11 protein-coding genes and 1 pseudogene are annotated in these 12,574 nt (G+C 71.5%); 8 read left to right on the top strand and 4 right to left on the bottom strand.

Annotated features, from left to right (window positions below; all coding sequences use genetic code 11):
* Positions 1–111: 111 nt before the first annotated feature.
* The gene (locus ACWCPW_RS01160) at positions 112–1,005 is read right to left on the bottom strand and encodes an IclR family transcriptional regulator (RefSeq protein ID WP_449759480.1); all 894 of its coding nucleotides are present in this window, start codon (positions 1,003–1,005) and stop codon (positions 112–114) included.
* 119 nt (positions 1,006–1,124) lie between these two features.
* Here ACWCPW_RS01160 and ACWCPW_RS01155 point away from each other — a divergent pair, with 119 nt between their 5' ends.
* From ACWCPW_RS01155 to ACWCPW_RS01140, 4 genes and pseudogenes are all read left to right on the top strand, one after another.
* Positions 1,125–2,237, top strand: a complete 1,113-nt coding sequence (locus tag ACWCPW_RS01155) for an LLM class flavin-dependent oxidoreductase (RefSeq protein WP_449759479.1) — start codon at positions 1,125–1,127, stop codon at positions 2,235–2,237.
* A 38-nt stretch (positions 2,238–2,275) separates the two neighbouring features.
* Entirely contained in the window at positions 2,276–3,880 is a 1,605-nt protein-coding gene (locus ACWCPW_RS01150) for an alpha/beta hydrolase (RefSeq protein WP_449759478.1), read from the top strand.
* A gap of 21 nt (positions 3,881–3,901) precedes the next feature.
* Positions 3,902–4,288: pseudogene (locus ACWCPW_RS01145) on the top strand (TerD family protein); the annotation flags it as partial.
* Between the two features lie 102 nt (positions 4,289–4,390).
* Positions 4,391–4,825 carry an SRPBCC family protein gene (locus tag ACWCPW_RS01140; RefSeq protein ID WP_449759477.1) on the top strand — a complete coding sequence of 145 codons (435 nt, stop codon included), beginning with the start codon at positions 4,391–4,393 and terminating at the stop codon, positions 4,823–4,825.
* A gap of 97 nt (positions 4,826–4,922) precedes the next feature.
* Here the strand turns inward: ACWCPW_RS01140 and ACWCPW_RS01135 are convergent, their stop codons facing one another.
* Positions 4,923–5,642: a M50 family metallopeptidase gene (locus ACWCPW_RS01135; RefSeq protein ID WP_449759476.1), complete on the bottom strand. Its 720-nt coding sequence runs from the start codon at positions 5,640–5,642 to the stop codon at positions 4,923–4,925.
* A gap of 86 nt (positions 5,643–5,728) precedes the next feature.
* Positions 5,729–6,814 (bottom strand): hypothetical protein, encoded by a 1,086-nt coding sequence (locus ACWCPW_RS01130; RefSeq protein WP_449759475.1) that lies wholly within the window; start codon positions 6,812–6,814, stop codon positions 5,729–5,731.
* Positions 6,815–6,911: 97 nt separating this feature from the next.
* Here ACWCPW_RS01130 and ACWCPW_RS01125 point away from each other — a divergent pair, with 97 nt between their 5' ends.
* Complete coding sequence (locus tag ACWCPW_RS01125; protein WP_449759474.1) at positions 6,912–7,697, top strand: ATP-grasp domain-containing protein; 786 nt, start codon at positions 6,912–6,914, stop codon at positions 7,695–7,697.
* Between the two features lie 81 nt (positions 7,698–7,778).
* Here the strand turns inward: ACWCPW_RS01125 and ACWCPW_RS01120 are convergent, their stop codons facing one another.
* A complete protein-coding gene (locus tag ACWCPW_RS01120; protein ID WP_449759473.1) occupies positions 7,779–8,246 on the bottom strand; it encodes a hypothetical protein in 468 nt (155 codons plus the stop codon).
* A 313-nt stretch (positions 8,247–8,559) separates the two neighbouring features.
* On the opposite strand from ACWCPW_RS01120, the gene ACWCPW_RS01115 reads away from it, so the two are divergent.
* The 3 genes from ACWCPW_RS01115 (at position 8,560) to valS (ending at position 12,490) form a co-directional block, all read left to right on the top strand.
* On the top strand, positions 8,560–9,483 hold the full coding sequence (locus tag ACWCPW_RS01115) for a helix-turn-helix domain-containing protein (protein ID WP_449759472.1): 924 nt from the start codon (positions 8,560–8,562) through the stop codon (positions 9,481–9,483).
* On the top strand, positions 9,476–9,667 hold the full coding sequence (locus ACWCPW_RS01110; protein WP_449759471.1) for a DUF397 domain-containing protein: 192 nt from the start codon (positions 9,476–9,478) through the stop codon (positions 9,665–9,667). The genes ACWCPW_RS01115 and ACWCPW_RS01110 overlap by 8 nt, the downstream gene beginning before the upstream one ends.
* 225 nt (positions 9,668–9,892) lie before the next feature.
* Positions 9,893–12,490, top strand: coding sequence for a valine--tRNA ligase (valS, locus tag ACWCPW_RS01105; protein WP_449759470.1), 2,598 nt, complete (start codon positions 9,893–9,895; stop codon positions 12,488–12,490).
* Positions 12,491–12,574: the final 84 nt, after the last annotated feature.

Below are 12,574 nucleotides of genomic sequence, written 5' to 3'. Positions count from 1 at the left end.
TGTTACGCGCGCATTGCCCGACGATGAGCGAGTGCGCACGCGGTGAGCCGGTCGACACGTACCCGAAACACGACCCTCGCGGCGGGGGCGAGCGCCCGATCGGCACCCGGCCTACTCCGGTACCCGACCACCCGAGCGGCGGGTCACCAGCCGCGCGACCGAGCCCAATCGTTCGCCGTGGGCCATCACCTGACGGCCCGTCACGGCTTTGAGCCCGTTCAGGGTGAGGGCGACCGCGACCCGGCCGGCGGCGTCGAAGACCGGGGCGACCAGGGTCGAGATGTCGTAGCGGGTGTCCGGGTCCACCGCGATCAGCTCGTACTCCTCCTCGCCCAGCGCGGCGGCCAACTCGGCCAACCGGTCGCGCAGCAGCGCGGCCTCGCGCGGATGTTCGGCCATGCGCTCCAGCGTGCCGCCGATCCGGGTCCGGGTCGGGCTGTCCAGGGTGATCGAGTACCCGCGCTCGCGGACCGCGGCCAGGGTGGGCGGCAGGTGCACCCGGGCCGTACCGCGCACGCGCTCGTCCAGCCGGTCCAACCACGCGTCGACCTCCGCCGGCGCCGACCACGCGTGGAAGACCTGGCCGAGCGGCGGCACCATGCGCAACCGCTGACCGACCCGGACGTCGGCCGAGGCCAACTGCGGCCGGCCCTCCACGGCCAGGATGACGATCTCGTCGCCCACCGCGACGCTGGCGATCAGCTCGGTGGCGAACTCGTCGGCCAGCGCGCGCATCTCGGCCCGGGCCAGGTCCACGGCCCGATTGCCGCGCAGCGCGGCGTCGCCGAGCGCGACCAGGGCCGGACCCAGCTCGTAGGTCTTGCGGCGCGGATGCCGGACCAGGTAGCCGGCGTCCTCCAGGGCCTGGAGCACCGACAGCGCGGACGCGAGGTTGATGCCCAGGGCGGAGTGCAGCTCGGAGAGCGTGTAGGCGTCGCCCGGGTGGGCGGCGAAGAAGTTCAGGATCTCCACCGCGCGACCGGCGGCGAGGGCGGGACGGACCATGACGGCGACTCTCCGACCCGGCGGGCACCTTGTGGCCGGTACCTCGGCGGGTCACACTCGGGACCACGGAATACGGGATTCGAAAACATTTTTCAGTATATCGAAAACGGAGTGCTCCGATGAAGCTCGACGTGCTCTACGAAGTGGACGTGCCGCGCCCGTGGCACGGCGAACACCCCTACGGCCAGCGGCGCGAGGAGCAGCGCGCGTACCGCGAGGCGATCGAGCAGATCCGGCTGGCCGACCGGGTCGGGTTCCACACCGTCTGGGCGGTCGAGCACCACTTCCGCGAGGGCCGCTCGCACATGCCCGCCTCGGAGGTCTTCCTGGGCCACCTGGCCGGGATCACCGAGCGGATCCGGATGGGCTTCGGCGTCACGCTGACCCCGTTCGGCTTCACCCCGCCGCAGCGGATCGCGGAGAAGGTCGCGACGGTGGACATCCTGTCCGGCGGCCGGGTCGAGTGGGGCACCGGCCGCTCCACCCCGATGGAGCAGACCGCGTTCGGCGTGGACATCGCCAGGTCCCGGGACGACTGGCGCGAGGCGATCGAGATCGTCACCGGCATGTGGCGCGAGGAGTACTTCGAGTACGAGTCGGAGCGGTTCTCCTTCCCGCGCCGGATGGTCACCCCCAAGCCGTTCCAGGACCCGCACCCGCCGTGCTGGATGGCCGCCACCTCGCAGGGTTCGGCGGAGATCGCCGGCCGCAACGGGCTGGGCATGTTGTCCTTCTCGATCATGCAGCCGCTGGAGACGATGGCCGCCCAGGTCGCCGCCTACCGCGCGGCGGCGGCGAACCCGACCCCGCTCACCGACGTGACCACGAACAAGGTCGCGGCCTACACGCTGGTGCACACCACCGGGCGCAAGGAGGTCGACCGGCGGGTCTGGGACTCGGTCGCGTGGTGGTACAAGAACCTGGCCATGTTCACCCTCGAATGGGAACTGCCGCACCTGTCCCCGGCCGAGCAGGACAAGACCTTCCCGCTGCTCAAGCCGATGTTCGAGGGCAACGTCCCGGTGGAGACCTTCGACGCGGCGGACATGATCGTGATCGGCGACGTGGAGACCTGCGTACGCAAGATGAAGCGCTACGCGGACCTGGGGGTGGACGAACTGATCTGCTACGTCCAGTGGGGCTTCCTGGAGCACCAGGACATCCTGCGGACGATCGAAATCCTCGGCAAAGAGGTCATTCCGGAACTGGAGAAGTACCAGCCAAACAAATAGTGGGCACAGTCGGCCGGTTACTGATACTCCTTGGCGCCGTGACCACCTCCATATTCGCGTCGCGCCTGCGACGCATCGCGCCCGTCGGCCTCGCCCTCGTGCTGGCCGCCGGGTGCGGCGGCTCCGGCGGCGGGGCGGAGTCGAAGAACGATCGGCGGCCCACCGCCGCGCCTTCGCCCACCGGCACCGCGACGGCCACCGCGAGCACCCCGACGGCCAAGCCGATCGGCGCGGACGACCCGGCGCTCGAGGAGTTCTACGCCCAGCGGCCGGCCTGGGCGAAGTGCGCCGACGACAAGGGCACCAAGGCGGACGAGAGCCTGCTGGAGTGCGCGAAGCTGCGGGTGCCGCTGGACTACGCGAATCCGGCGGTCGAGACGATCGAGGTGCAGGCGTACCGCAAGAAGGCCACGGGGGAGCGGCTGGGCGTCCTGGCCGTCGACCCCGGCGGCCCGGGATCGGGAGTGCTGCGCATGGTGGCCGGGTTCGGGCAGCGCCCGGCGCTCGCCGAACGCTACGACGTGGTGGGCATCGACCCGCGCGGCACCGGCGACAGCAACCCGGTCACCTGCGTCGACAACGCCGGCATCGACCGGCTGCGCGGTCTGGACCCGACCCCGGACGACGCGGCCGAACTGGCCTCGATCTCGGCGTTCTACGCGGAGTTCGCCGACGGCTGCACCGCGCGCGGCGGCAAGCTGCTCGCCCACCTGGGCACCCGCGAGGTGGTGGGCGACCTCGACGTGCTGCGCGGTGCGCTGGGCGAGGACAGGCTCAACTACTTCGGCTACTCCTACGGCACCTTCCTCGGCGCCGTGTACCTGGAGACGTTCCCGGGCCGCAGCGGCCGGATGGTGCTCGACGCGCCGATGGATCCGGCGCTGGACCGGGTCGCGGCCGCGCGCAGCCAGGCCCGCGGCTTCGAACAGACCTTCCGGGCCTTCCTGGCCGACTGCCTGAAGCAGTCCGACTGCCCGTTCGAGGGCACCGTCGACGAAGCCGTGCGCACACTCGCGGACCGGCTGCACAAGCTGGGCGAGAAGCCCTTCAAGGTGGCCGGCGGTCGCACCATCGGCGAGGGCGAGGCCGTCAACGCGATCTCCCAGGCCGTCTACAGCGAACAGGCCTGGAAGGACCTGCGCGTGACCCTGGCGATCTACCTGGGCGACGACGCGCGCCGGGCCGCCTCGGTCACCGACTACTGGCTGGGCCGGGAGGCGGACGGCTCCTACCCGAGCGACCACGCCGCGGCCAACGTGACGATCAACTGCGCCGACGGACGGCAGTTGACCATCGCCGAGGCCGACGCGCTGGCCAAGGAGCTGGCCGACCCGCTGCCGATCACCGGCCCCGGCGTGGCCTGGTCCTTCGCCGCGCAGTGCCGGCCGGCCGGCCCCGACCGGGCCCGCCCGATCCAGGCACCGACCGCGCCGCCGGTGCTGATCGTCGGCTCCACGGGCGACCCGGCGACGCCGTACGAGCAGGCCCAGGCGCTCACCCCGCAACTGCCCGGCGCGGTTCTGCTCACCCGCGAGGCCAACGGGCACGGCTCCTACAACCGCGGGAACACGTGCGTGGACACCGCGGTGGAGAACTTTCTGCTCGAGGGCGAACTGCCGGCGGCCGGTACGCGCTGCAAGTGACCCCGGGCGGACGAGCACGAACGGGTGCGCGGCGACGCCGATTTCGGGTTCCGGAACCAACCGACCACGCCGTTGGAGGCGGTCGTCCTCGACGCGACCGGCCCGGCCGAGCAGACGGTCACGCTCGAACTGGACGCGCTGCCACGTGACGTACGTCGCGTCGTGATCGCGGCCTCGGTCGACGGAGCGAGCACGTTCGCGGCGGTCGCGCAGATCGAGATCGACGTGGCGCCGTGCCAGGCCACCTCGTTCGTCCGCTCGGTGCTCGACGCCGCCACCGTCGAACGGGTGTTGCGGCTCGACGCGTTCCACCGTCACGGCGCCGGCTGGAAGTTGCGTACGCAGGGCCGGGGCTACGAGTTCGACCTCGCCGGACCGGCCGGCTCGGTCGGCGTGGAGACGGCCTGAGACCCGTTGCCGACCGGCGGGTAGGGGGAGTGCGATTCGGTGCCCGGGCGGCGGAGTGGTTTGCTTGACCCGGCCGACAGCAATCGAGGGCAAGGAGTGGTCATGGCGCAGGTCAGGGCAACCGCACAGACGACTGTGGCGGCGAAACCGGAAACGGTTTTCGCGGCCGTCGCCGATTACGCGGACGTGCGGCCCAAGCTGCTCACCGAGCACTTCTCGGAGTACGACGTGCGCGAGGGCGCCAAGGGCGCCGGCACGGTGGCGCACTGGCGGCTGCAGGCCACGAGCAAGCGGTCGCGCGACTGCCTGGTGACGGTCACCGAGCCGGCTCCCCTGACGCTGGTGGAGACCGACGCCAACTCGTCGATGGTGACCACGTGGACCGTGTCACCGGCGGGCACGGGCAGCCGGGTCGAGATCGTCACGGTGTGGAACGGCGCGGGCGGCATCGGGGGCTTCTTCGAGAAGACCTTCGCGCCCGCGGGGCTCAAGCGGATCTACGACGGCGTGCTCGCGAAGTTGCCCGACGCGCTCTGATCGCGGGTTCCACGCCGGGTGGAACGACGCCGGCCGGCCCCACCGCGAGGTGGGGCCGGCCGGCGTCGGGCCCGATCGCTCCGGTGTACCGCGGCGCTCAGGTGAGCAGCGAGCCCGCGCCGATGCCCAGGGCCGCGGCCGAGACCAGGCCGAAGAAGCCGACCCACACCGCCCCGGGGATCCTGGTCAGGTCGGCGAGCTGATCCGCGTCCGACCACGGCGCACGGCCACGACCGCGCATCTGCTGAAGCTCGAAGACCGGCCGCACCCCGGACACCAGCAGGAACCACACCAGCAGGTACGCGAACGCCGCCTGGATCCGCGCACTGGCCAGCCAGGAGATCGCGAAGATCACCCCGCCGGTGGTCAGCAGCACCAGCGCGCCGAACCAGTTGCGTATCGCGATGAACATCAGCGCGAGCAGCACCAGCGCCACCCACAACACCATGGTGATGTGCGCGCCCGCGAGCAGCGCCGCACCACCCGCGCCCAGGATGGACGGCGTGATGTAGCCGGCCATCGCGGTGAGGATCATGCCCAGGCCCGTCGGCTTGCCCACCGACACGGTCACCCCGGAGGTGTCCGAGTGCAGTCGGATGCCGGACAATCGGCGCCCGCTGAGCAGCGCGACCATCGCGTGCCCACCCTCGTGCGCGATCGTCACGACCGAGCGCAGCGGTCGCCAGGTCGGGCGGTACAACACCACCACGACCGCGACCGCCCCGGTCACGAGCGCGAGCCAACTCGGCGGATCCGGTTGGGTTCCGACCACCCGGTCCCACAGGTCCTGCAACGACACCGTGTCGACGCTGCTCACGCCACCCCTCTCGTCTCACGTCCGCCCCTGCCCCCGCCTCGAACGCTACCGCCCGCCGAGCCCCGCGGTTCGCGCCCGTCCCCGGCTCACCCCGGTACGGTCCGTCGCGCGGTGTGCTCGGTGTGCTCGACGTCGCGCGGCGGCGCCTTCGGATCGAAGTCGTGTGCCTCGACCTCGACGCGCACACCGCCGCCGAGGACGAGCCGGTCGCGCGGGGCGAGCATCTCCTCCGCGTCGACGGCCATCGGCCGACCGGGTTCGTGGCCGGCTCCGTTCCAGCGCTCGATCTCGGTGCCGTTGGCCGAACCCAGATCGACCGCGAGCACCCGCTCACCGGCGCGTCCGGTCGCGAAGCGCAGCAGTACGTGCTGCCGGCTGACGTACCGCACCGCCTCGCCGAACCGGCGCTGCAGGCCGCCCAGGTCGTAGCCGTTCGGGATCCGGCCCCGGCCCAGGACCAGGTTGCCGCCCAACTCCAGCGGGAGGCGTTCGATCGACTCGCCGGTGGCGTGGTCGGCCAACGCCACCTGTCGGGTCGCCCGCCGGGGGCCCTGGGCCGCGAGCACACTCGCGCACTCCGGGCAGACCGCCCGCGCGCCGACGTCCACGCGCGGCCACACCGGGATCAGGCCCGTCCACGTGCGTGCGTACGGACAGCGCGGTTCGGTGCACCGCCACCGGGTGTTCAGGATGTCCGGGCCCGGGTGCGCTCGCGCGGACCCGTCGATCACCTCGACGCCTTCCGCCGCCGAGAGCGGCCGGGGCGGCTCGGGGTCGATGCCGCGCGGGACGAAGTGCACGCCGTGCTCGTCCTGGTGCCAGTGGTGAAAACGTTCCGGGTGCGACCGGATCCACGGGTGCCGGGCGCGGAAGTCGAGAAAGTGGTCCCCGCTGAGCACGTGCAGGCCCTCGGCCTCGGCGCGTTCGAGCACGAACGTGTCCGCGACCGCACGCACGGTCACCTCGCCCCGGGCCGCGCGGCGCGACAACGCACTTCGGTCGGCCGCGTCCAGGGCCGGCAACAGCGCCTTGGCCACCACGAGTTCGACCCGGACGCCGGCACCGTGCCGGGCCCGCCACGCGTTCACGACCGTGTCGAGACGGGCCGGAAAAGGCCCCTTCGCGCCGATCGGATACAGCTTCTCGGAGTGACACACATCGGCCACATCCACGATCGCGTTCCACACACCGTCCCCCTGACCGAGCCCTCGTGCCATTCCTATCCGAAACCCGGTCGCCCCGCCGGGCTACACGCCCTAACGTGCGTTCGTGATCGAGACCCTGGCCCTGTCCGCGCAAACCACCACGACCGCCGACCTGTTGGCCCGCGCCGCGGTGGCGCGCGGCATGCCGGTCGCCGTGCTCGACGGCCCGCGTCCCGACCTGCGCGGATCGGCGGTCTACTACGGCGGACCCCGGTTCGCCGACACGGTGGCCCAGTCACTGGGCGTGGCCCTGCTGGAGCCGGCCGACCACTGGCTGACCACGCTGGACGAGCGCTGGACGCGGCGGGCGATCACGGCGACGACCATGGCCGAGGCGCGGCGGCTGCGCGTGCCGGCCTTCGTCAAGCCGCCGAGCGACAAGTCGTTCGAGGCGGCGGTGTACGCCGACGGCACCCGACTGCCGCCCGCCGTTCCCGGCGAAACCCCGGTCCTGGTCAGCGAGATCCGGACATTCGTCGCCGAGTACCGACTGTTCGTGCTGGACGGCGTCGTGCACACCGGCTCACGCTACGCACGCTTCGGCCGACTCGACCCGCTGTCGCTCACCGAGGACCCGCGGGCCGGCGAACTCCTGTCCTTCGCCGCCGAGATGCTCGCCCACACCGCCGCCGACCTGCCTGGCGCGGTGGTCGTGGACATCGGCCTGGCCGGCACCGCCGACACGGCCGAGGAGCACTGGGTGGTGGTCGAGGCCAACATGGCCTGGTTCAGCAACATCTACGCCGCGGACCCACGCCGCTGCCTCGACGCGATCCGCGCCGCCGCCGGCCCCCGCACCCTTCTGCGCCCGACCGACACCCCTTTCGTCCGCCCGTACACCCGCGCGTAGTTCGCGTGCGCCCTTACACCCACGCGTAGTTCGCGTGCGTCCCGCTTCGTCGGGTCGTGGCCTCGGGTGTCGGGGCGCGGTTCAGGGCGTGGGGTCGGGGCGGTGGGATTCGGCGTGCAGGTAGGCGCTGGCCAGGGTGGGGACGCAGGTCAGGTTCGTGCCCAGGCCCGGGCGGACGATCCAGGTCATCGACGATCCGGGGTAGGGGCGCGGGCCGGGCAGGGTGAGGCAGCCGCCGTGGCCGACGTAGTGGTAGCGGGTGCCGCCGGCCGGGCCGACGGCGGCGAGCCACGCCTCGGCGCTGCCGGGGCCGATCAGGTAGGCCCACTTGCCCGCGTGTTCCTCGGCGATCACCGCCCCCACGGGTTCGGCGGCGGCCGTGAGCAGGTCGAGCACGGCGGCGCCGAGGTCGACCCGCATCACCACGGCGTCGAACAGACGGCCGGTGTCCGCGGCGCGCCGTGCGCCCGGGTTGGTGAGCCACGTGTACCGCGTCTCGCGCGGATCGCGGGTGGCGGCGCTGATCCACGCGATCCCTGCCTGGTTCACGCCGGCATCTTGCTCCTGCAGCACGTTCCCTCGCCTCCCAAAGGTCGGGAAAAGGCGCGATCGGTCACTTGCGAACACCCCGGCGGGTGGTCGAGGTGTCGCTGTAAGTAGCGTCCTCGGTGGGCGCAATAAGTGCAAGTCAAACAACTCACTCGACTTGCAGAGTGTCGGACATGAGTACCATGACGGGCGACTCGCCGAGATGAAACCCGGGAAAGCCGGTAAAGGCCGGTAAAGATGATGAACGGCTCGAAGCCTTGGCGGAGCCGGAATACCTCGACGGAAGCGCTCGGGCTCGGGAGCGGGAGGAAGAATGGGCGCGGAGCAATACCCGACGGTGCGCAGGCGCGTTCTGGGTGCCAACCTGCGTCGCCTGCGCGAGGACAAGTCGCTGCTGCTGGAGGACGCCGCCGACGCCCTCTCCTGCCATCCGGCGAAGGTCAGCCGGATCGAGTCCGGGCGCAGCGGGATTCGGGCGCTGGATCTGAAGGCGCTGCTGGACCTGTACGAGGTGGGCGACGCGCAGGCGCGGGACGGCTGGCTGGCGCTCGCCCGCGAGGGCCGCCGGCAGCGCTGGTGGCGCGACCTGGCCGATCGACTTCCCCAGGACTTCCTGGACTTGATCGGCCTGGAGGCCGAGGTGGCGTCCTGCCTGGGCTTCCAGCCGAGCATCATTCCCGGGTTGTTCCAGACCGAGGAGTACGCGACGGCGGTGATCCGCGGCGGCACGGTCGGACCGGTCGACGAGCAGTGCCGCACCAGGGTCCGGGTGCGGCTGGATCGACAGCGCGTGCTCACCCGCGAGGAACCGGCCCCGCTGGAGGTGTTGATGGTGATCGGCGAGGCCGCGTTGCGCCAGGAAATAGGCGGCCATCGGGTGCTGCGGGAACAACTCGTGCACTTGATCGAAATTGCACAACTATCGAACGTGACCGTGCAAGTACTACCCTTTTCGGCAGGCGCCTATCCGGGCGGCCCCACGCCGTTCTCGATCTACGGATTTCCTCCCCCGTCGGGGATGGAAGTGGTCTCGCTGGAGAACATCACCAGCCACGCGTACCTGGAAAGAGCCCAGGACACCGCTCACTACGGCAAGGTCTTCGCCGACTTGCGGGGCATCGCGCTCAGCCCCGTCGAGTCGGAGGCCTTCATCGCGGCCAGCGCCCAGCAACTCGCAGACCGAGTCGCTCGAAACCGGAGCGACTCGCCCACCGAGAAGGAAGAACGCCATGCCTGAGAACAACTCCCCCCGTTGGTTCAAGAGCTCCTACAGCATGCAGAACGGCGACTGCACCGAGATCCGCCCGCACCCGGACGGCGCCGTCGAGGTACGGGACAGCAAGGACCCGGCCGTCGGGCTGCTGACCCTCGCCCGCACCCCCTGGCGCACATTCGTCGCCGCCCTGCGCACCGACGCCTGACCCGTACGGCACCCGAACCCGAGGTCCGCGAGTCGCCCGACCCCCCGATGGGCGACTCGCGGACCTCGGCTCGTTCCGCGCCACCCGCCGGCCTCGCCGGCCGCTACCGCCTCGCCGGCCCACCGACCCGGCAGGGCCGCCCGGCCCACCGACCGGCCACGACACCCACCGCCGGCTCCGGAATCGGTTCGAGTCCGGGCGAGGCGCCGGGTACGCTCCGGGGGCATGGCTGCCCCGACTGGTTCCCCCCGCATGCCCGACAAGCCCACCCTCGACGGGCTGGAAGCGAAATGGTCGCGCGTCTGGGAAGAGACGGGCGTATACCGCTTCGACCGGAGCCGGACCCGCGACGAGGTCTACTCGATCGACACCCCGCCGCCGACGGTCAGCGGATCGCTGCACGTGGGCCACGTGTTCTCGTACACCCACACCGACGCCATCGCGCGCTACCGCCGGATGTGCGGGCGCGAGGTCTTCTACCCGATGGGCTGGGACGACAACGGCCTGCCCACCGAGCGGCGCGTGCAGAACCACTTCGGCGTGCGCTGCGATCCCGCGCTGCCCTACGACGCCGACTTCCTCCCGCCCGAGTCGCCCGGCAAGCAGCAGATCCCGGTCTCCCGGCGGAACTTCATCGAGCTGTGCGAGCAACTGACGCACGAGGACGAGAAGGCGTTCGAGGAACTGTGGCGGCTGCTGGGGCTGTCCGTCGACTGGACGATGACCTACCAGACCATCGACACGGTCTCGCGGACCGCCTCCCAGCGGGCCTTCCTGCGCAACCTGGAGCGCGGCGAGGCCTATCCGGCCGAGGCTCCCACGCTGTGGGACGTCACCTTCCGCACCGCCGTCGCGCAGGCCGAGTTGGAGGACCGCGAGCGTCCCGGCGCCTTCCACCGCCTGGTGTTTCGCACGCCGACCGGCGACGCGCTGGAAATCGCCACCACCCGGCCGGAGTTGTTGCCGGCCTGCGTGGCACTCGTCGCGCATCCCGACGACACCCGCTACACCCACCTGTTCGGGAACAGCGTGCGCACGCCGCTGTTCAACGTCGCGGTGCCGGTGTACGCGCACCCGCTGGCCGATCCGGAGAAGGGTTCCGGGATCGCCATGGTGTGCACGTTCGGTGACACCACCGATGTCACCTGGTGGCGCGAACTGCGCCTGGACACCCGGGCGGTGCTCGGCTGGGACGGCCGCTTCCTGAGCGAACCGCCGAGCGGGATCGACGCCCCCGACGCGGTCGCGGCCTACGCGCGACTGGCCGGCGCGACCGTGTTCACCGCGCGCGAGCGGATCGTGGCGATGCTGCGCGAGAGCGGCGAACTGATCGGCGAGCCGAAGCCGATCACGCACACGGTGAAGTTCTACGAGAAGGGCGACAAGCCGCTCGAGATCGTCACCACCCGGCAGTGGTACCTGCGCAACGGCGGGCGCGACGCCGACCTGCGCGCCCGACTGCTGGCCAGGGGCGCCGAGTTGGCCTGGCATCCGGCGCACATGAAGGTGCGCTACGACAACTGGGTCGAGGGCCTCAACGGTGACTGGCTGATCAGCCGGCAGCGCTTCTTCGGCGTGCCGGTGCCGCTGTGGTACCCGCTGGACGAGGACGGCCTGCCGCGCCACGACGCGCCGCTGCGACCGGCCGAGGCGGACCTGCCGATCGACCCGTACACCGATGTGCCGGCCGGATACCGGGAGCAACAGCGGGGTGAGCCCGGCGGGTTCGTCGGCGACGCGGACGTGATGGACACGTGGGCCACCTCCTCGCTCACACCGCAGATCGCGGGCGGCTGGTGTCGTGACGAGGATCTGTTCGCCCGGGTCTTCCCGATGGACCTGCGGCCACAGGCACACGAGATCATCCGCACCTGGCTGTTCTCCGCCGTGGTGCGCGCGGACGCCGAGCACGAAAGCCTGCCGTTCGCGCACGCGGCGATCTCCGGCTGGATCCTGGACCCGGACCGCAAGAAGATGTCCAAGTCCAAGGGCAACGTGGTCACCCCGGTCGACCTGCTCGCGCAACACGGCTCGGACGCGGTGCGCTACTGGGCGGCGAGCGGCCGGCCGGGCGTGGACACCGCGTTCGACGTCGGCCAGATGAAGGTCGGCCGGCGGCTGGCGATCAAGCTGCTCAACGTCGGCCGCTTCGTGCTCTCGATCGGCGCGGCCGAGGCGATCGGCGCGGACGTGGCGGGCGAGGCGGACCGGGCGCACGACGCCGTCGAGGTCCCCGAGGCGGTGACCGAACCGCTGGACCTGGCGCTGCTGGCCGAACTGGCGGAGGTGGTCCGTGCGGCGACCGAGGCGTTCGAGGACTACGACTACGCCCGGGCACTGGACCGGACCGAGCGGTTCTTCTGGTACTTCTGCGACGACTACGTCGAACTCGTCAAGGCCCGCGCCTACGGTGAGGCGGGGTCGCCGGCGGGCGCCGCGTCGGCCCGGGCCGCCCTGGCGAGCGCGCTGTCCGTACTGCTGCGGCTGCTCGCGCCGGTGTTGCCGTTCGCGACCGAGGAGGTGTGGTCGTGGTGGCGGGACGGCTCGGTGCACAGGGCGAGTTGGCCCGCGCCGCACGCGCCGGCGGCGGACCGGGCGTTGTTGGGCACCGCGTCCGAGCTGATCGCCGGTGTGCGCAAGGCCAAGTCCGCCGCGCAGGTCTCGATGCGGGCCGAGGTGGCCGCCGTCACGATCACCGGCGACCCGGCCGAGTTGGCCCGGGCGGCCCTGGTCGAGACGGATCTGCGCGCGGCCGGACACATCGCCCGGATCGACCGCGTCGCCGCGGACGGACCGCTCACGGTGGACGTCACCATCCGATAGCGGGCACGGCGGCCACCCGATGGGCACATCGGTCGCCGCGGTGCTCGTCGCCGAAAGTCATTGACTCGGCCAAGCACCCGTAGT

It is taken from the genome of Embleya sp. NPDC001921 (genome assembly GCF_053594475.1).
This window is presented reverse-complemented; position numbering and strand designations above follow the sequence as displayed.

Excerpts from the sequence above, each read along its gene's own strand:
- ACWCPW_RS01160 (WP_449759480.1), bottom strand. The coding sequence starts at position 1,005 with ATGGTCCGTCCCGCCCTCGCCGCCGGTCGCGCGGTGGAGATCCTGAAC.
- ACWCPW_RS01155 (WP_449759479.1), top strand. The coding sequence starts at position 1,125 with ATGAAGCTCGACGTGCTCTACGAAGTGGACGTGCCGCGCCCGTGGCAC.
- ACWCPW_RS01140 (WP_449759477.1), top strand. The coding sequence starts at position 4,391 with ATGGCGCAGGTCAGGGCAACCGCACAGACGACTGTGGCGGCGAAACCG.
- ACWCPW_RS01115 (WP_449759472.1), top strand. The coding sequence starts at position 8,560 with ATGGGCGCGGAGCAATACCCGACGGTGCGCAGGCGCGTTCTGGGTGCC.
- ACWCPW_RS01110 (WP_449759471.1), top strand. The coding sequence starts at position 9,476 with ATGCCTGAGAACAACTCCCCCCGTTGGTTCAAGAGCTCCTACAGCATG.
- valS (WP_449759470.1), top strand. The coding sequence starts at position 9,893 with ATGGCTGCCCCGACTGGTTCCCCCCGCATGCCCGACAAGCCCACCCTC.